Below are 19,652 nucleotides of genomic sequence, written 5' to 3' on the forward strand. Positions count from 1 at the left end.
TATCAATCTTTGAATTATACCAAGGATACAATCAATAAACATCGCTAAAATATTGGTAGAGTACGATAGGATCAGCTCTTCGGATTACGCAAAAAGAGACTAAGAACCACACCACACAGCGCCAAGACCAATGAAACTAGGAACGTATCGTGGAATCCTGCAACCATAGCCGCTGAGGGTAGTTTCTGATTCCCTAGACTCATATGTGTAGCTATATTGGAAGTCAATAAGCCCGACATTATAGCGACAGCAAAGGAACCCACAATTTGTTGCGCAGAGGCAGTAAGTGGGGTAACACGGCTGATCAGATCCTTCGGAGCGGCCTTAAGCACATGTGTACCGAGCTGCATAGTAGTTAATCCTTGGCCAAGTCCCATAATGGCAAAATAACTGATCATAACGTATACACTTGTATCATTTTGTAAACGTGACAAGAGAAAGAGTCCGGTGGACAGCAGCACAAGTCCAGAGAACACAACGGGCCGAGCTCCAAACTTATCAAATAACTTTCCTCCAATAATCATGCCAGCAAAGGATATTAATGCTTGGGGAATAACTAAAAGCCCCGATTCAAAGGAAGAAAAACCTCTGACCTGCTGCAAAAAAATTGGAATTAACAGAATCGAACCAAATAAGGCGAACTGATTAATCCAGGTCAAAATCATACCTTTACTAAATTCTAGAGATCGAAAAGAGCGAAGTTCCAATAACGGTTCTTTTTGGCGCAATTCCACGAAAATAAACAAGGCTAAAGCAATGAAGCTGAACGCAAGAGATATAATCGTTATACGATCCCCCCAGCCATCTACTCCCCCTCTATGCACCCCAAATACCAAGCTGGAGAAGGCGAGCGGTGATAAAATCACACCCCAAATATCCAATTTAGCTTTATTCCCCTTCTCTATTACCGGAAGAAATTTCACTCCAACAATCATTGCAATAATGCCAATGGGAACATTAATCAGAAAAATCCAGTGCCAGCTGGCATATTCCAACAGCCATCCTGACAGTACAGGACCAAGAACAGGCGCAATTAACATCGGTAGTCCAAGCAATCCCATGATTGAACCTCTTTTATCGGGAGGTGCGATTTTGAATGACATAGCCATACCAATTGGAGCAATCATCCCTCCGCCTAATCCCTGCAAAATACGAAAGATTATCAGCTCTGTTGTGGATTGTGCCATAGAGCATAATAAAGACCCTATGGTAAACAATACGATCGAAGCTAAAAAAACACGTTTGGCAGTGAACTTATCCGAGAACCAACCGGCCAATGGGATAATTACGGATAAAGCCAGCGTATAACCCGTAATGGCCCACTGTATTGTTTTTAGGCTGGCATCAAAGGTTTTTTCAAGCTGCGGGATCGCTACATTCATAATTGTACTGTCGAGCATAACCAGCAGCATTCCTGTTATAAGTGCCAGTATTACGGGAAGTATTGCTTTTATAGAAAATTCTTTGGTGACTGGTTGGGATTGTTCCACTTGAAGATTACTCATGGGTCTATACACATCCTTTTTAATTTTTACTAATTAAATTGCTAACTGCTGCCTCCTTTTTTTAAAAAATCGCACCTTTAAACTAACAGTGTAAGATTAATATAGCACCCGTTTATTTGCTTGTAAATAAAAATATCTAACAGTGTAAGATAAAGCAGTAATCTAACGATGGTAGACCAGCCATTCATCTTCGCTTATGATAAAGAAAGACAGTAACAGGAGGTCGTTTCGATGAGAATCAAAAATCTGCAAATCACTGAACAAGATATAATAAAAGCTTCTTGGGTGCTGTTGGATGATATCGGCATAGAGGCATTTAGTATGCGTAAATTAGCAGAACTACTAAAAATACAAGCCGCCTCTCTGTATTGGCATTTTAAGAGTAAACAGAGCATTTTCCAGACGCTTGCTAATGAGGTCGCCAAAGAAGCCCTCGAAACTGCGAATCTCGAAGGTACTTGGCAAGAACAGTTATTTAATTTTGTGGACCGAATTCGTGGGGTTTTACATAAGTATCCTTGCTCGGCTCAGCTGATGATGAGAACCTTGCCTTCTGAACCTAATTATCTATCTTTACTGAATACTTTGCTTCAGATCGTGGATCATCTTCCTTTAAGCGATAGTGATAAATTCTCCTTGATTGCATGCGTGTTAAACTATGTAATCTCATTCGAATTGGACAAATATGAGCAGGATCGAATAGACTTAGCCATGAAAAATGAACCTAATGGAGATGCTAGAGTGGTTTTTAAACAATCGCTTGAGCACTTATCCGGGGATGGACCTAATGTTATAAAACGAATGTACGAAAACAATATTTTTAATGAAATTGGCTCCGATAAGATGTTCTATACAGGTCTAAAAATAATGGTGGGCGGAATTGAACAGTTAGCTAATGAGCGACAAGAACAACAAGAACAACAAGAGCGACGGTAGAACTTAGGAATTTTTCACGAAAATAAATCTTGCACAAAAAAAGGGCATCCCAGCAGCCAATTTCGGCTTTTGGAATGCCCTTTTTTTAAAGAGCCCGAAATAAAAATTCTCCTGTGGACTGGATGTATCTATACATCACTCCACACGCCACTAATATCACCACACCAATACCTAACATAACGAGATCACCATTTAGATCAGATAAAAGAAAACTCAAACCAAATGGAATCAGCAAGCTGATAAATCCTATAATCATCGCTACAAGGACCGAAGCACTTTGTTTAATTACAGAGACTTCATTGGTCCACTCCAGTTTAGGAAGCTTCAAGTTTACGATCACACCTACCATTGCGGTAAGACAAGCGTATAGGACGGGGATTATTAGCAATAACAAGCTCTCCATCCAGCCAGTGCCCAGAGAAATCATAAGAAGCACACTACTAACAATCACAATCGGCACAGTAATGGTGAGATTCACTGCGATTTTACTTAATAATATAGTTTTTGTCGGAACGGGAGCGCTTTTTAAAATCCAAATATGGTTACCTTCAAGCGAAATCGAACTCGAGGTCGTACAGCTTAATGCTACAAAGAAGGAAACAAATAGTGGCGCCAATCTGCTTAGATAATTAGAGAGTTCTGGTATCTCAATAATCTTTCCTAATTGCTCTGAGCTAACAAACAGTAAGGTGATCGCCATGACAAGTAGCATTACCATACCAATACTTGTATTTAGCACATATATAGAAGAACTGAAATAGCGGCGCAGCTCTTTTTTATACAATGTGTAAAGCGGTGAAGAGACTGCAAGTGACCTCATTTGATACTTATTCTTTGAGTAAGAAGTCGTAAGGCCTGTGTGTATTGCTTTATATTTGCTGCCAAGAATAAGGGTAAACAGCATAAAAGAAAGTAATGAAATTCCTATAAATAATAGTAAAGGAGCTACCTGATACGAGCAGACAGCATCTACATACATGACCGTCAAAGGATATAAGTTAAAGATTTGATCGCCAATTTGTGTGCTCATATCTGCAATTAACTGCGGGTCATTCCCATTCATTTGGCTTGAACCCAAAATAATAACAATGATTACGGCAAAAGTCAGAATGAGACTTATTAAACGACTTCCTTTAAACCGTGAGGAAATCCAACTAATCAATGCCCCTATAATCGTTGCAGCAATGATCGGCACTAATGGGATAAATAGCAGCGTTATCATGAAAAATAAATAATACACTACTGCCGGATTTACCTTTATAGCATAAACTACACCTGCTGGCACCATCACCATCAATGAGAACAGTATATTCAGCACGTAGAGCTGAACTACACGGCTTGCTACGATATGGCTCGTTTTGATAGGCAGCGACATTACGAGATCGTAATCTTTGGAGCCAAATAATACCCCACTCGCCTTATAGATCGTTGTAAAAAATCCAATCAAGCAAGTAACAGCCATCATAATCGCAAGCAGCAGCTCTGGCCGGCCTATCTGTTCAAGGGTCTCTGCTATCATGAAGCTATATCCAAACGAAACCACTGCCATCATGACAATCCCTATTAAGATACCGATGCTCAGCAAAAGCATTTTTCGTCTTTCTTTCATATCTCGTGTATGCAAAGCTTTATTTAACCCAAAGGATGAGATTAGCTGAATTTTCGTCAATCTCCAGATATTAATCATGTTTTATCAACTCCAAAAACACATCTTCAAGGCTGCTGTCACCCTTCACCTCTTCTGTTTTCCCATGAGTGATCAATTCACCCGCTTTGATAATGGCGATCTTATTGCAGAGCTTCTCGGCCACGTCCAGTACATGCGTCGAAAAAAAGATCGCACTGCCCTGGCTGCAAATATCCGCCATAATTCTCTTGAGCGTGTGTGCCGCTTTTGGATCAAGTCCCACAAAGGGTTCATCCAGAACCAGCAGCTTCGGTTTATGAATAAGCGCAGAGATAATCGCGAGTTTCTGTTTCATACCATGAGAATACGCGGAGATCAAATCCCCCAGATTAGAGGTAATCTCAAATTCATCGCTATATTTCTTTATCAGTAACTCCCGATCCGCTTTCGATACGCTAAAAAGATCACCAATAAAATTCAAGTACTGAATGCCCGTCAGATGATCGTATAAATCCGGATTATCTGGAATATACGCAGTAATCGCTTTGCAGGCTAAGGGATCTTTTTTAATGGAGTACCCACCAATCTCGATATCTCCCTCCTCAAAATCTAAAACTCCGACCACTGCTCGGATAGTCGTTGTTTTCCCTGCACCGTTATGACCGATAAAGCCATAGATGTCACCTTTTTCGACCACTAAATTTAGATCATTTACCGCCTTCTTGCCACCCTTATAGCTTTTGGTAAAATGTTTGATTGTCAACATCTTGCCACTCCCCTTCCAATCTCATAACACTCTCAATATGCCATATTTACTGTAGCTTCGTCGTCTTCAATATACGTTTCTTATAATACGTTTAGCCCGTCCAGATAGTTCATTCGTTTGCAAATATTTTATTTTGAGATTTTCACCTCTAACGGGTGGGATAAAATTACGATTAAGTGCAACACGGTCCGTAAGGGCAAACAAACTACTTTGGGGACGTTGAGATAACTACTTGGGTGACGATGAGATAGCTGACTTTGGAACGCTAAGCGAACTACTTTGGGGACGGTTGGCTGACAGCTTTGGAATGATAAGGCAGACTGACGATGAGCTAACTAAATTGGAACGCTAAGCAGACTGACGATGAGCCAACTAAATTGGAACACTGAGCAAACGACTTTCTAAGCATTCTACTCCGGATCAGAAGCAATCTACCTTTGGTAGTGGCAGCCATTGCTACGTATCGGACCGAGGCGCCCTTATTTCGCAAATTCACGCTCTTTTCCACCCCGTTCGGACTCAGATGCAGCTATTGTGCCACATCCGCTCCTTTTTGCTGCAAAATCAGGCGAATAAGTGCTATGCAGTCCGTTACTTTGAAAAAAAGCACCAAAAACATCATTTAGCTGCAATACGGTCCGCAAGGCTAAACAAACTACTTTGGAACGGTAAACAAATTACTTTAGTGACGATGAGCTAACTACTTTGGAACGCTAAACAAATTACTTTAGTGACGATGAGCTAACTACTTTGGAACGCTAAGCAAACGACTTTCTAAGCATTCTACTCCAGAACAGAAGCAATCTACCTTTGGTGGTGGCTGCCATTGCAACGTATCGGACCGAGGCGCCCTTATTTCGCAAATTCACGCTCTTTTCCACTCCGTTCGGACTCAGATGCAGCTATTGTGCCATATCCACTCCTTTTTCCTGCAAATTCAGCCGAATAAGTGCTATGCAGTCCGTTACCTCGAAAAAAGGCGCCAAAAACACAATTTAGCTGCAATACGGTCCGTAAGGGTAAACAATTACTTTGGAACGGTAAACAAATTACTTTAGTGACGATGAGATAGCTACTTTGGAACATTAAGCAGACTGACTTTGGTGACGAGGAGCTAACTACTTTCGAACGCTAAGCAAATCTTTGGTGACGATGAGATTGCTAACTTTGGAACGCTAAACAAACTACTTTGTTGACGGTGAGTTAGCTACTTTGGAACGCTAAACAAACTGACGATGAGCCAACTACATTGGAACGCTGAGCAAACTACTTTCTAAGCGTTCTACTCCGGATCAGAAGCAATCTACCTTTGGTGGTGGCAGCCATTGCTACGTATCGGACCGAGGCGCCCTTATTTCGCAAATTCACGCCCTTTTCCACCCCGTTCGGACTCAGATGCAGCTATTGTGCCATATCCACTCCTTTTTCCTGCAAAATCAGCCGAATAAGTGCTATGCAGTCCGTTACTTTGGGAAAAGGCACCAAAAACACAATTTAGCTGCAATACAGTCCGTAAGGGTAAGCCGAGCCAACCAAAAAAAAGCATTCACCCCCAAATTAGGATTGAATGCTCTTTTTCTAAATGTAAAGTCTACGCTGATGCGAACTGACTGTTATATAATCTGGCGTAATATCCACCGCTGGCTAGGAGTTGGTCATGCGTGCCACTTTCGACAATGTCTCCGTCCTTCATGAAAAGAATGAGATCCGATTCTCGAATCGTTGACAAACGGTGAGCAATTACAAAGCTGGTCCGACCTGCGATCATTTTTAGAAAAGCCTTCTGAATCCGTACCTCAGTCAGCGTATCAATACTGCTGGTTGCTTCATCCAAAATGAGCATAGGCGGATCTACGAGCATCACTCGTGCTATGGTAAGCAGTTGCTTTTGTCCTTGCGACAAATTATCTCCTGAGCCACTGATCTTTGTATCATATCCCTCAGGCAGGCGTTTAATGAAGCTATGAGCATTTGCAGCCTTAGCAGCAGCGATGACCTCTTCTTCGGTAGCCTCAGGTTTGCCGTAGGCAATGTTTTCTCTAATTGTGCCGCCAAAAAGCCAGGTGTCCTGCAACACCATCCCGAAATTACGCCGCAGACTGTCACGGGTAATCGTCTTGATATCCACACCGTCAATCTTGATGGAACCCTTATCCACATCATAAAAACGCATAAGCAGATTAACCAGTGTGGTCTTCCCCGCTCCCGTCTGCCCTACAATTGCAACCCGGGTACCTGGTTTCACTTCCAGACTGAAATCATTAATCAGAGGACGTTCAGGATTATAAGCAAAGGATACTTTTTCAAAGGTAATCGTCCCTTGGCTTGTATTCATAATTTTGGCGTCTGTTGCATCCGCTGGTTCAGGCGAGAGGTCTAGAATGGCGAAGATCCGCTGCGCTGATGCCGTTGCCGATTGAAGCTGCGTAATCACACCTGTAATTTCATTAAACGGCTTAGCGAACAAGTTAGAGAAGATCAAAAAGCTGGACAAATCCCCTACCGTCACAAGCCCGCGAATCACCATAACACTACCGATCATCGCGATAACAGAGAAGGTAATATTATTTACTAACCGGGTTGTCGGATTGGACAAGGAACCGTAAAATTGTGATTTCACACCAGTCTGGTACAAAGTCTCGTTTCGTTCTTCAAACTGGGTCAGTGCACGGTCTTCATAATGATAAGCAGTGACCACTTTTTGTCCGCCAATCATTTCCTCCACGTATCCGTTGAGACCGCCCAGAATTTTAGCCTGCTCCTTAAACATCTTCTGGGAGCGCATCGTAATGAATCTTGCCACAAAAAATGTAACGGGTGCTGACAGAAGAACAACTAGGGTCATTAAAGGACTAATGTACAACATAAGTACAATTGCCCCCACGATAGTGATGATCCCCGTGAGCAGTGTTGAGAAGCCTTGCAGCAGTCCATCAGAGACCGCATCCATGTCATTAACAAACCGGCTGATGCTGTCCCCTTGCGGGTGGTTATCATGAAATTTTAGCGGCAAAACATTTAATTTATCAAAAAGCTCCCGCCGTAAGTCATATACAGTCCGGTAGGCAATTCGATTAGTCAGGTAGGTAAGAAGCCATCCGAAAAAGCTGCCGACAATATACACCCCTGCCAGAATCAAAAGCAGTCTAAGTACGGCGTCAAAATCAACCTCTCCCGGCCCGATCATAAAATCGATGGCGCTGCCGATGAGCAGCGGGCCAATTAGACTGGCAATCACACTGAGTATTGCGCAGATTACTGCACCTATAGCTATTTTTTTATAATGCCCTGTGTATACAATTAGTCTTTTCCAAATGTTGTTTTTGTTCATTGGCCCGACTCCTCACTTGATAGCTGGGACAGGCAGATTTCTTTATACTCCTCACAACCACGCATCAGTTCCTCATGGGTTCCGACACCGGCGATCCGCCCTTCCTCAAATACCATTATTTTATCCGCTTGTCTTACAGTGCTTACCCTCTGCGAGACAAGGAGTACGGTCATTTCCTGGCTGCTCTCTTTGAGAGCCTTTCGAAGTGCCGCATCTGTGGAGAAATCCAGCGCACTGGAGGAGTCATCCAAAATAAGAATCGATGGCTTTCCTACTACTGCACGAGCTATGGTTAAGCGCTGCTTTTGTCCACCGGATAAATTTAATCCCCCACGAGATACTTGCGTATTCAACCCTTCGGGTAATTTACGTATAAACTCCTCCGCTTGAGCAATAGAGGCTGCCTGCATGATTTCTTCCTCAGTTGCATCTTCCTTGCCCCAACGTATATTCTCAGCGATCGTTCCTGTAAACAGCACAGCTTTCTGCGGTACAATCCCGATCTTCTCACGAAGCTGATGCAGCTTATAATCTCGGACATTCACACCATCCACTTTCACTTCACCTTGAACCGCATCATAAAAACGAGGGATCAAATTCACAAAAGTAGACTTACCTGAACCCGTACTGCCAATCAGGCCCACGGTCTCTCCGCGATTAATTACTAGAGATATATCCTCTAATGCCGATTCACCTGTCGTATTATACCCAAAGGATACGTGATCGAATTGTATAGCAGGGGCAGCAGGGGCAGCAGGGGCAGGGGCAGCAATCACTGCATTTCCTTCCTCAGACACGGAGACCTTAACACCCAGCACTTCATTTACACGATTAGCTGAGGATGAGGCTTTTGTAAAAATAATAACCAAGTTGGAGACCACTATCAGCGCCAGCAAGATTTGAGTGATGTAATTGATGAAGGCAATGATCTCCCCTTGAGACAATCGGCCCCCATCGATATGAATTCCGCCTACCCACAAAATAGCAATGATTGCCGCATTTACTACAAGTGTAGTCATCGGTCCAAGCAAAGCAGATATCCGCGAAACCCGGATCGCTGTAGTAGTCAAATCATCGGACGAAGCATCAAAACGTTCTTTTTCTGTACGTCTTTTGGCAAAAGCACGAATTACTCGAATCCCCGACAAATTCTCACTCAGTACGAGCGCAAGGGCATCCAGCTTCTGCTGGTATTTTCGGTACAAAGGAGCACTGCGGGTGATAATAAAATATAAAATAATGCCAAAAACCGGTGTTGCCGCTATTAGAATCAGCGATAATCTAAAATCCAAAATCATGGACATTAGGATAGCTCCGATGCAGATAAACGGCGCACGAATAACTAGACGAATTAGCATAGCCACAGCAATTTGCAGCTGGTTTACATCATTGGTAATCCGATTAATCAGTGTAGGCGTACCTAAGGTATCCAGCTCAGCATACGACAAAGATGTGATATGTCTAAACATCTTATTGCGTAGTGTCGTACCGAATCCCTGTGAAGCCCGGGCTGCATAGTATTGGCATACCATGGAGCAGCCGAAGCCAAGCAGTGACATCAGCACCATTAGGCCACCCATGCGGTAAACATAGGCGCTGTCATGATTACCAACCCCGTTGTTGATGATCAATGCGACAATGGTAGGCAAAATCAGCTCCAGAATCGCTTCCATCAGTTTGAAGATCGGTCCAATGATCGCTTCTTTTTTGTACGGCTTTAAATATACTGCAATTTTGAACAAATTCATCCACACCCAACATAAGAAGTATTTAACCACTTGAAATATGTATAAGAACAGTTATGATTATGGCATATCTACTCACATATTAATAATATTGGATTCGTATCGCTCCCATACGATTAGCATATCTAAAGTTCGGAGGATTTTTATATGGATATTAGACAACTTAAATATTTTATGGCGATAGCTGAGGAAGGGCAGATTACATCTGCAGCCAAAAAACTGCAAATGGCCCAGCCTCCGCTGAGCCAGCAGCTAAAGCTCCTAGAGGAAGAACTCGGTGTAAAGCTAGTGGAACGAGGTCCACGCAGCGTGCAGCTCACTGAAGCTGGAGCCATATTGCGGGACCGTGCCCAACAAATCCTGGAGCTGGCAGATTCCACTGCCCGTGAGCTCACTGATTTTGTCAAAGGTTTAAAAGGAACCCTAGCCATTGGTACTGTTTCTTCCTCTGGAGCTACGTTGCTTCAAGATCGGCTATGTGAGTTTCACAAAACGTATAGAGGTGTGAAGTTTGAGATTCATGAAGGAAATACCTTTAGAATCATTGACCTCCTGAATAAAGGTATTGTCGAAGTCGGGATTGTTAGGACACCCTTTAATGGTACAAATTTAGAATGTCTTTACACACAAGCTGAACCTATGATTGCCGTAATGACACCTGAGTATGACTGGAAAACGGATGAAAACTTTATTGAGATCGGTGAGTTAAAGGATAAGCCGCTTATTATCTACCGCCGTTTTGAGCAGCTTATCCGGGAAACATGTCTTGAGAACGGCTTTGATCCGCTGATTTTCTGTATGAATGATGATGCTAGAACAACACTGCTCTGGGCAAACGCTGGTCTTGGCATTGGAATCATCCCCAAATCCGCTTTCGAATTAACGAGTAACCGTAATTTGATCTATAAAGAAATCAGTAGTGAATCACTACGCACACGGGTCGCCGCCGTCTGGATTAAGGATAAATACTTATCATCATTGGCTTCCAAGTTTATTGAAAGCTTTAGGAATGGATAAATACCAGCTCTATTTATTCACTTGCTGTTGATCTAGCCTATCCTCTTCTTCTTTAATACGGCTAATATCAATTCGTTCAAACAATAATTGTAAATCAGTAACCTGTTGGTAAGGGGGCACCAAGCAAGGCTGCCAATTCGGTAGTTCTAACGACAGGAACCCCCTGATCTTGTCACAAGAGAACGGTAGAAACGGATGCAACAAATTCGCTAAGTTCGCAATAATCTGCACACATGTGTATATTGCAGAATCACAAGTAACCTGATCCTCTTTTATCTGTATCCATGGTTTTTGCAGATCGAAATACTGGTTTGCCTTGCGCACATAAGAAAAAATAAACTCCAGCGCATCTTTTAGATTCCCAGCCTCAATAAGTCGTCCTGATTCCAGATACAAGAGGTCGATATTGTCTTTCCACCCCTTATCTAATTGCCCATTTGGCACTTTCCCTTCATAAAACTTTTCTACAAAAGCCAATGAACGGTTCACTAAGTTACCAAATGCTCCAAGCAGCTCTCCATTATGGCTATAAATAAACTCTCTCCAGGAAAAATCCGTGTCCCGCTTCTCAGGTCCATTGGCAATTAAGAAATAACGAATAGAATCTGGCTGATACCGCTCTAAAATATCAGGTACCCAGACCGCCCAATTTCGGCTAGTGGAGAATTTCTGCCCTTCAAGGGTTAAATATTCGCTAGATATAATCCTGTCCGGTAAATGCAGACCTCCTGCTCCTAATAACACAGACGGCCATATTAAAGTGTGAAAAGGAATATTGTCTTACCATGCACATAATAAGCGGTAATCGCCCCTTTTTCCTCTAACCAAAAATCCTCCCAGCTTCCTCCGGACTGTGCAGCCCACTGCTTACTGGCTGATAAATAACCACTTACCGCCTCAATCCAAACATAAATTTTTTTATCTTCAAATCCAGCCACAGGAACATCTACACCCCAAGACAAGTCTCTTGTTACCGCGCGGTCCTGCAGCTCTTCTTGTAAATAACGTTTGGTCAGTTTTATAGCGTTTTCTCTCCAAAATTGTGCTTCCTCTACATATTCCGTTAATTCAGACTGAAAATTAGATAAGCTAAGATAATAATGTTCTGTCGGCCTTTCTGTTGGTGTATTCCCACATAATTTGCAGACTCTGTCTAACAAATCGGCAGGATCTAGAATCGTAGAACAATAATCACATTGATCCCCTCGCGCCCGCTCACCACATACCGGACAAGTCCCTTCCACATATCTGTCTGGCAAAAAGCGCTGATCCACCTCGCAGTAACATTGCGCAATGGTTTTTTTATATAAATGACCATTCTCTAGCAGCTTTGTAAACAACGCTTGCACAACCTTATGATGCTGCTGTTGATCCGTTCGAGTATATAGATCATAACTAAATCCCAGCTGTTCAAAACACTTCAGAAACTCTTCATGATATCTGCTTGCAAAAGCTCCCGGCGTAATCCCTTCATTCGCAGCCTGAACTGCTACGGGTGTGCCATGGCAATCACTGCCTGATACATATAATACGTTATCCCCTTTGGAGCGAAAATATCGTGCCAGCACATCCCCAGGCAACACACTTGATAATCTCCCCAGATGTAAAGATCCATTCGCATACGGCCAAGCGCCACCTATAAACACATTACTCATTAACCTTCTCCTCCTTTTTTTAGACAACAAAAAAACTCCCATCCACAAAGGACGAGAGTTCTACTCACGTGTTACCACCTAATTTTATAAATGCCTCATGACATTTACCTCTTCAGGTACGACGTTAATTAACGTTTATACCCTAGCACTGTAACGGATGCAGGTTCCGGCGCAGCCTACAACCCATAAGGTTTCGATGCGCAGCTCTGAGACCATATTCCCAAGGGTTTTCTTTACTCCTTTTCAGCGACCGGAGCTCTCTGTTGAAAGAATTGCCGTGGTACTCTTTCTCTTCTTTGCTTTTACATATTCAAGTTAGAGAAAATAATACTCAATTTGTTGTTTATTGTCAATGTGAAACATCAAGCTCACTGTAACTTTTCCAGTTAATCTCCGTCTTTTATATAAATACGTTACAAGGAGGTCCCTCAGTGAAAAAAGTAAATTTGCTTACACTCTCTGTTCTTTTACTAGCAGGAGTATGGGGTTGTTCCGATCTTAAAGTTAATTCTGTTCCCAAAAGTGAACCCTATACTTCCAAAGAAGCCATCAGTAGAGGGGATATTGTTTCTTTTGAAAAAGTGTACAACCTAGATAAATTCGAGAAATTTATAACTAATCTCTCCAGCAAAAAAGCAGACAATATACGCGTTACAAGTTACACAGATGAAGGCGATCCCATATTTAAGGATTTAAAATTTGACGGTAACGTGATTAATTACAGCTATGATACTTCTAATGATGCATTCGGTGGAAGCAACACAGGAGTCAGAACCGATACCTGCTCCGAAGTGACGAGTAAAAAAAGCACACAAGGTGAAATTATCTATTCGATCAGCGGTTGCACAAATAATGACTCTGAAATTGATTACTACCTTTTTCGCACAACAAAATGAAATACTGAAATAAAAAAGACCACCCAATCATAATACAATTGGATGGTCTCTGTACTTCATATTATTTCATGATTTTGCAAATATCATTGGTGAATTGAACAGGATCACTAACCTGTAGACCTTCGATCAACAGGGCTTGGTTGTACAGCAGGTTCGTGTATAAACCGAGCTTTTCTTTGTCGTTCTCTGCTGCCGCCTTCAAGGACTGGAACACTTCGTGATGGATGTTGATTTCGAGTACCTTATCCGCTTGCACCTCTTGGCCATTCGGCATCGATTTCAGGATTTTTTCCATCTCGATTGTCAGTTCACCTTCAGCAGAGAGACATACCGGATGAGTCTTTAAACGTTTGGAAGCTTTGACATTTTTCACTTTGCCGGACAGGATGTCCTTCATCGCTTCAAAAAGCTCCTTGTTTTCGTTCTCTTCCGCTTCCGTTGGCTTGTCCGCTTCGTCGGCTTCGATCCCCAGATCTCCGCTGGATACGGATTTAAATTCTTTTTCCTTATAAGACTGAATCATCTTGATCGCAAATTCATCAATATCATCAGTGAAGTAGAGAATTTCATACCCTTTATCCGATACAAGCTCGGTTTGCGGGAGCTTCTCGATTCTGTCGATCGACTCTCCGGAAGCATAGTAGATATATTTCTGATCTTCTGGCATTCTTGAGACGTATTCGTCCAGCGTAACCAGCTTCTTCTCCTTAGAGGAGTAGAACATCAACAAATCTTGAAGGGTGTCTTTGTGCATCCCATAATCGTTATAGACACCAAACTTAAGCTGTCTGCCAAAAGCATTATAGAACTGCTCATATTTCTCTCTTTCATCCTTCAGCAGGCTTTGCAGTTGGCTTTTCACTTTATTCTTAATGTTCTTAGCGATCAGAGTCAGCTGACGGTCATGCTGGAGCATCTCTCTGGAAATGTTCAAGGAAAGATCCTCTGAGTCCACCATACCTTTTACAAAGCTGAAGTAATCAGGCAGCAGATCCGCACATTTGTTCATGATCAGCACACCGTTGGAATAGAGCTCAAGACCTTTTTCATATTCCTTTGTGTAATAGTCAAACGGCGTATTTTCTGGAATGAACAGGATTGCATTGTACACTACAGCACCATCAGCACTGATATGAATATGTTTAAGCGGCTTATCGAAGCCGTAACGTTTCTCTGCATAGAAGTTATCATAGTCTTCTGTAGTCAGCTCGCTTTTGTTCTTGCGCCAGATAGGCACCATGCTGTTTACGGTTTGTTCTTGAATAACTTCTTCGAACTCGTTCTCCGTGCCTTCTTTTGGCTTTTGCTCCTTCACGTCCATTTTAATTGGGAAACGGATGAAGTCGGAGTATTTTTTAATGATGGATTTCAGGCGGTACTCTTCCAGATATTCATCATATTGATCTTCTTCCGTATTCTCTTTAATCTTCAAAATCACATCAGTGCCGACAGAATCCTTCTCGACAGTCTCGATGGTATAGCCGTCAGCGCCCTTAGACTCCCATTTAAAGGCCTCGTCACTGCCTAATGCCTTACTGATCACTATAACGTCATCAGCCACCATAAACGCAGCATAGAAGCCCACCCCGAACTGCCCGATGATGTTGTGGCCATCTTTAGCTTCGTTCTCTTTCTTAAAAGCAAGAGATCCACTCTTCGCGATTGTACCTAAGTTATTCTCCAGCTCCTCTTGTGTCATCCCGATACCTGTATCGGAAATCGTCAAGGTTCTGTTCGCCTTATCGGCGGTCACTTTAATATAATAATCCTCTTTATTGAAGACCAGGCCTTCATCAGCTAATGCTTTGTAATAGATCTTATCAATCGCATCACTTGCATTGGAAATCAGCTCACGCAGGAATATTTCCCGTTGTGTATAAATGGAGTTAATCATCATTTCCAGCAATCTTTTCGATTCGGCTTTAAACTCTTTTTTGGCCATGAATAAATAAATCTCCTTTCAAAATAACCTTCTTATCCAGCACATCGTGATTAGCACTCTTCTTAGATGAGTGCTAATTCTTCTTTTTATATAACATAAACTCATTTTCAATGTCAATATTTACAGCGACTTTCATTAAATAAAGCTGTATTTTACATACAAATTTAGGATTTGATCGATAAATAACATTCAACTTGCACATAGGATGATTCTATGTTTTAAATAGATTAGATACTTAAATTACAAATAAAGGTCTAGCATCTTCTCTGGAGGGATTCAAATGCATGAACAAGCACAGTCCATTGTAAATTCTTCAGCAACAAGTCCCATTAAGAATTTGATTGGCAGTGTATTTATCCCCGTACACGATATTGAAAAAGCCCGTAACTGGTATTGCCAAGTCCTAGGACTCCAAGAAGCAGATCATTCGATTATAAACGGTCATTTATGTCCGTTAACTATGCAAGGAAGCACTGGGATCATTCTGGACACCATGCCCATGTGGGGAGGTTTAGAGCCTGAAGGGGCTCCTCCAATTACAACACCTGCTCTTATGCTTATAACCGATGATCTGCAAGCCTCTTTCAACTATATAAAGGAGCTCGGTGTAAATATAGTAACCGAAATTCAAGATCAAAAATGGTTTGTAGTAAAAGACCCTGATGGGAATAAACTAATGATTTGCAAACAGCATTTGGATTAAAAATTGCAGTGGTTGTGATTTCCACTTCTTAGGGTGCATCAGAAGCTGCAGATCAAAATGAATTTCGGGATGAACAAAGGACAGCTCAGCCAAGCTTCCCCGTTCAATTTCTTCCTCTGCCACGATTTTGGGTAACAAAGCAATTCCAAGACCATTCATTACACAACGTTTAATGGCCTCCAGATTCGAAAGCTCAAAACCTATGCGGAATATGATCCCGTGCTCTTTTAACAAATTCTCGAACAAACTCCGGTAAATACAGCTTTCCTCCGAGACTATTAGCTCACAGTTATTCAGATCCTGTAGGGTTACCGTATCCATCTGGGCAAGCGGATGATGAATGGGAGCTATCAAAACAAGCGGCTCATCTCTGACGATCGTACGCTCAAGGATGGAATCCGCAGTGGTGCGATCCAACATTAAGCCTAGATCTACTTCGCCATCTTTTATTTTGGCAAGAAGATTAGCTTCCTGCATCGTTTGCAGATGAATATCCAGCTTTGGAAATTTAGTCCTTAGCTGCTGCAGGTAAGGAGGTAAATAAAAGGCCGCTAAAGAATCTATCGTCCCAATAGTTAACGTACCTCCGATTTGCTGGGCGATGGTTTCTTTTGAACGATCATATAAATCCAAAATCTCCACGAACAGCTTCAATAACTCTTCTCCTGGCGGGGTAAGCCGTAGCTGACGGCCATGCCTCTCTATTAAAGGTACTCCATATTCCTTCTCTATCTTCTGTATCTGCATCGTCACACTTGATTGTGCATATCCCAATTCTTCAGCAGCTCGCGTAAAGCTCTGACGTTTAGCCACCTCGCGGAAGGTTCGTAAATAGGTTAAATCCATTACCTCACCCTAACATCAATATTTTTGATGATCCATATCATTTATTATAGCTAACGACGATGCTACTTTCCATGGTAAAGTGTATGTAGAGGAATTAAAATATTTTGGAGGCCGATAATTTATGCTTACAGAACAACAGATTTATGGAGTTTATGTCCCCGTGGTCACCCCGTTCAATGCTGCTGGTGAAGTTGATTTGGATTCGTATCAGCGTTATGTAAAGAACATTATTAACAACAGCATACAAGGTCTGGTCGTTAATGGAACCACCGGAGAATCGCCCACTGTAACCGTAAATGAAATGCAGCTTCTAGTAAACACTTCCCGTGAGCTTCTACAATCCACATCAATCCCCTTAGTAGTTGGTACAGGTACCAATGATACAGCCTCTACGGTTGCACGCACGGAAATTGCTGCAAACCTTGGTGCTGATTGTGCACTAGTAGTCGTACCTTATTATAGTCGTCCTTCACAAGAGGGTATCATTGCCCATTTCCGCAAAGCAGCAGAAGTAGGCATACCAATCATGGCTTATGATATTCCAAGTCGTACAGGTACGGCCATGACGGTAGATACTGCACGTACAATCCTAGAAATGAATAATGTTGTCGGTTTAAAAGACTGCTCAGGCAGTACAAAAATGGTTACAGAGTTAGTCCGTACAGGTGCTAAACCTGTGCTTGGCGGCGATGATTCCCTCTTTTATGAAATGCTTAGCTGCGGAGCAGCTGGGGGGATGCTTGCTACTGCCAACGTTTTCCCGGCAGAATGCCTTCGTATCTTTGAAGCCTTTACATCTGGTCAAGTGGACTTCGCTAAAGAAAGCTTTGAACAACTACTGCCGATCATCCGCCTATTGTTCAAGGAATCGAATCCCGCTCCAATTAAATGGATGCTTAGCCAAAACGGCCTACTGTCCTCGGATACGCTTCGCCTCCCTATGACTTCCATCAGCGCAGGACTTCAGCAAGAACTGAGCCCCTATGTTCAGGACAATACAATTGAAGCAACCGCATAAATGATATAACAACAGCCGTTGTACAGTGAGGAACTGTTTAGCGGCTGTTTTTTGTTGTAAATTATCAGGAAATAAAACATAAAAAACCATCAGATTTACTCTGACGGTTTTTTTATTTTGCTTTAGAAAACGATACGCATTCAAACTAACTTATCTGCTGCTCGTTTTTTGTCTTCCTTTTGTGAACCACTCGGACTTTGGCTTCAATGGAGGGTTAGACTTAGGTTTTGCTTTAGCTGGTTTAGATGCCGCTGATTTTGTTGCTGCCGGTTTTGTTGCCGCAGGTTTAGCAGTTGCTGGTTTGGAATTCGACGGTCTGGAAGACGATGGTCTCGAAGCTGCTGCTTTCGAACCTGACGGTTTCGCCGAACGATCTGTCTTCATTTGCGTTTTACGAGACATCGGATACGGATGGTCCTTAACTTCCGGAATCGATTTTCCAATCAATTTTTCAATATCTTTAAGGAAAGGAAGCTCTTCAGCTTCGCAAAAAGAAATTGCCGTTCCGCTCAATCCCGCTCTGCCTGTACGACCGATCCGGTGCACATAGGTTTCCGGAATGTTCGGTAAGTTGAAGTTGATTACGTGAGACAGCTCATCAATATCAATTCCCCGGGCAGCTATATCCGTAGCTACGAGAACACGAGTCGCACCGCTTTTAAAATTCCGCAAGGCGTTCTGGCGATCATTTTGTGATTTATTGCCGTGTATGGCTTGAGCAGCAATGTTCACTTTAGCCAGATCGCGGGTAACACGGTCTGCACCACGTTTGGTACGAGTAAACACCAAAGCTGAGACGATGGATTTATCCTGTAACAGCAGGTTCAATTGGTTTTGCTTATTTCCGTTCTCTAATAAATAGATCGATTGATTGATTCTATCCGCAGTAGATGACACGGGTGTGATTTCTACCTTCACTGGATTCACAAGCAATGTTTTGATCAATTTAGAAATCTCAGTTGGCATCGTTGCCGAGAAAAACAGAGTCTGCTTCTTCGTAGGCATTTTGGCGATGATTCGTTTCACATCATGAATAAAGCCCATATCCAGCATCCGGTCAGCTTCATCCAGAACTAAAATTTGTACATATTGCAGATCTACACGTTTCTGATTGATCAGGTCGATAAGTCTACCAGGGGTAGCAATAAGAATATCGGCACCTTGATTCAGTGCGCGCTCTTGCACTTTCTGTGACACACCGCCAACAATGGCAGCAGAGCGGATATCTGTATATTGGCTATACGCTTTTATGTTATCAGCAATTTGAATCGCTAGTTCTCTTGTCGGTGTTAAAATCAACGAGCGAATGCGTCGCACATTATTGGATTTGTTAGGGCTCGATTGTTCGCTTAGCAATTGAATAATAGGCACGGAAAATGCAGCTGTTTTTCCTGTTCCCGTTTGCGCGCATCCAAGTAAATCTCTACCCGCTAATACAGCTGGAATCGACTGCTCCTGTATTGGTGTAGGTGATGTATAGTTTTCTTTGCTTAAAGCCTTCAAAATTGCAGGCACAATATTCAGTTCATTAAATGTCATTGGGTCTCCTTAATTTCTAATACATATATTCTTAACAATAAATCCTTTTGTCACGTCATAAACCATAATCATAACACAATAAGTTACATAATAATAGATTTTCTTTATCATCACACCAATTTTCAT

The 19,652-nt window shown here is 42.3% G+C and carries 13 protein-coding genes, 1 pseudogene and 1 other annotated feature; of the genes and pseudogenes, 5 read left to right on the forward strand and 9 right to left on the reverse strand.

The window, feature by feature from the left end; translation table 11 throughout:
- Positions 1-71: 71 nt before the first annotated feature.
- On the reverse strand, positions 72-1,505 hold the full coding sequence (locus tag MKY54_RS18615) for an MDR family MFS transporter (protein WP_339187525.1): 1,434 nt from the start codon (positions 1,503-1,505) through the stop codon (positions 72-74).
- 231 nt (positions 1,506-1,736) lie between these two features.
- Here MKY54_RS18615 and MKY54_RS18620 point away from each other — a divergent pair, with 231 nt between their 5' ends.
- The gene (locus MKY54_RS18620) at positions 1,737-2,441 is read left to right on the forward strand and encodes a TetR/AcrR family transcriptional regulator (RefSeq protein ID WP_076281624.1); all 705 of its coding nucleotides are present in this window, start codon (positions 1,737-1,739) and stop codon (positions 2,439-2,441) included.
- 85 nt (positions 2,442-2,526) lie between these two features.
- Here MKY54_RS18620 and MKY54_RS18625 read toward each other — a convergent pair whose 3' ends face one another.
- From MKY54_RS18625 to MKY54_RS18640, 4 genes are all read right to left on the reverse strand, one after another.
- Entirely contained in the window at positions 2,527-4,128 is a 1,602-nt protein-coding gene (locus MKY54_RS18625; RefSeq protein WP_076182570.1) for a hypothetical protein, read from the reverse strand.
- Entirely contained in the window at positions 4,121-4,834 is a 714-nt protein-coding gene (locus MKY54_RS18630) for an ABC transporter ATP-binding protein (RefSeq protein WP_076217841.1), read from the reverse strand. Before MKY54_RS18630 ends, MKY54_RS18625 begins: the two co-directional genes overlap by 8 nt.
- Before the next feature lie 1,591 nt (positions 4,835-6,425).
- Positions 6,426-8,165, reverse strand: a complete 1,740-nt coding sequence (locus MKY54_RS18635) for an ABC transporter ATP-binding protein (RefSeq protein WP_076218623.1) — start codon at positions 8,163-8,165, stop codon at positions 6,426-6,428.
- Positions 8,162-9,907 carry an ABC transporter ATP-binding protein gene (locus tag MKY54_RS18640; RefSeq protein WP_076307760.1) on the reverse strand — a complete coding sequence of 582 codons (1,746 nt, stop codon included), beginning with the start codon at positions 9,905-9,907 and terminating at the stop codon, positions 8,162-8,164. The genes MKY54_RS18635 and MKY54_RS18640 overlap by 4 nt, the downstream gene beginning before the upstream one ends.
- 150 nt (positions 9,908-10,057) lie before the next feature.
- Here MKY54_RS18640 and MKY54_RS18645 point away from each other — a divergent pair, with 150 nt between their 5' ends.
- A complete protein-coding gene (locus MKY54_RS18645; protein ID WP_076182582.1) occupies positions 10,058-10,927 on the forward strand; it encodes a LysR family transcriptional regulator in 870 nt (289 codons plus the stop codon).
- A gap of 9 nt (positions 10,928-10,936) precedes the next feature.
- Here the strand turns inward: MKY54_RS18645 and metG are convergent.
- Positions 10,937-12,582 (reverse strand): annotated as a pseudogene (gene metG, locus MKY54_RS18650) (methionine--tRNA ligase).
- Between the two features lie 44 nt (positions 12,583-12,626).
- Positions 12,627-12,888 (reverse strand) — a binding site (T-box leader).
- 125 nt (positions 12,889-13,013) lie between these two features.
- On the opposite strand from metG, the gene MKY54_RS18655 reads away from it, so the two are divergent.
- On the forward strand, positions 13,014-13,478 hold the full coding sequence (locus MKY54_RS18655; protein ID WP_076307733.1) for a DUF4362 domain-containing protein: 465 nt from the start codon (positions 13,014-13,016) through the stop codon (positions 13,476-13,478).
- A gap of 61 nt (positions 13,479-13,539) precedes the next feature.
- Here MKY54_RS18655 and htpG read toward each other — a convergent pair whose 3' ends face one another.
- On the reverse strand, positions 13,540-15,420 hold the full coding sequence (gene htpG / locus MKY54_RS18660) for a molecular chaperone HtpG (RefSeq protein ID WP_076127889.1): 1,881 nt from the start codon (positions 15,418-15,420) through the stop codon (positions 13,540-13,542).
- Positions 15,421-15,700: 280 nt separating this feature from the next.
- On the opposite strand from htpG, the gene MKY54_RS18665 reads away from it, so the two are divergent.
- Positions 15,701-16,123, forward strand: a complete 423-nt coding sequence (locus MKY54_RS18665) for a VOC family protein (protein ID WP_076179899.1) — start codon at positions 15,701-15,703, stop codon at positions 16,121-16,123.
- Here the strand turns inward: MKY54_RS18665 and MKY54_RS18670 are convergent.
- Positions 16,094-16,969, reverse strand: a complete 876-nt coding sequence (locus tag MKY54_RS18670) for a LysR family transcriptional regulator (RefSeq protein ID WP_076127886.1) — start codon at positions 16,967-16,969, stop codon at positions 16,094-16,096. The two genes, MKY54_RS18665 and MKY54_RS18670, sit on opposite strands and share 30 nt — an antisense overlap.
- Positions 16,970-17,090: 121 nt before the next feature.
- Here MKY54_RS18670 and dapA point away from each other — a divergent pair, with 121 nt between their 5' ends.
- On the forward strand, positions 17,091-17,987 hold the full coding sequence (gene dapA / locus MKY54_RS18675) for a 4-hydroxy-tetrahydrodipicolinate synthase (RefSeq protein WP_076179900.1): 897 nt from the start codon (positions 17,091-17,093) through the stop codon (positions 17,985-17,987).
- Positions 17,988-18,137: 150 nt separating this feature from the next.
- Here the strand turns inward: dapA and MKY54_RS18680 are convergent, their stop codons facing one another.
- Positions 18,138-19,526, reverse strand: a complete 1,389-nt coding sequence (locus MKY54_RS18680) for a DEAD/DEAH box helicase (protein ID WP_081383205.1) — start codon at positions 19,524-19,526, stop codon at positions 18,138-18,140.
- Between the last annotated feature and the right edge of the window lie 126 nt (positions 19,527-19,652).

Origin of the sequence: Paenibacillus sp. FSL P2-0121 (genome assembly GCF_037975345.1) — a bacterium.
GTDB classification, from domain to species: Bacteria; Bacillota; Bacilli; order Paenibacillales; family Paenibacillaceae; genus Paenibacillus_AQ; species Paenibacillus_AQ odorifer.

Coding starts and splice junctions, on each gene's coding strand:
- MKY54_RS18615 (WP_339187525.1), bottom strand. CDS start 1,505: ATGAGTAATCTTCAAGTGGAACAATCCCAACCAGTCACCAAAGAATTT.
- MKY54_RS18620 (WP_076281624.1), top strand. CDS start 1,737: ATGAGAATCAAAAATCTGCAAATCACTGAACAAGATATAATAAAAGCT.
- MKY54_RS18625 (WP_076182570.1), bottom strand. CDS start 4,128: ATGATTAATATCTGGAGATTGACGAAAATTCAGCTAATCTCATCCTTT.
- MKY54_RS18630 (WP_076217841.1), bottom strand. CDS start 4,834: ATGTTGACAATCAAACATTTTACCAAAAGCTATAAGGGTGGCAAGAAG.
- MKY54_RS18635 (WP_076218623.1), bottom strand. CDS start 8,165: ATGAACAAAAACAACATTTGGAAAAGACTAATTGTATACACAGGGCAT.
- MKY54_RS18645 (WP_076182582.1), top strand. CDS start 10,058: ATGGATATTAGACAACTTAAATATTTTATGGCGATAGCTGAGGAAGGG.
- htpG (WP_076127889.1), bottom strand. CDS start 15,420: ATGGCCAAAAAAGAGTTTAAAGCCGAATCGAAAAGATTGCTGGAAATG.
- MKY54_RS18665 (WP_076179899.1), top strand. CDS start 15,701: ATGCATGAACAAGCACAGTCCATTGTAAATTCTTCAGCAACAAGTCCC.
- MKY54_RS18670 (WP_076127886.1), bottom strand. CDS start 16,969: ATGGATTTAACCTATTTACGAACCTTCCGCGAGGTGGCTAAACGTCAG.
- dapA (WP_076179900.1), top strand. CDS start 17,091: ATGCTTACAGAACAACAGATTTATGGAGTTTATGTCCCCGTGGTCACC.
- MKY54_RS18680 (WP_081383205.1), bottom strand. CDS start 19,526: ATGACATTTAATGAACTGAATATTGTGCCTGCAATTTTGAAGGCTTTA.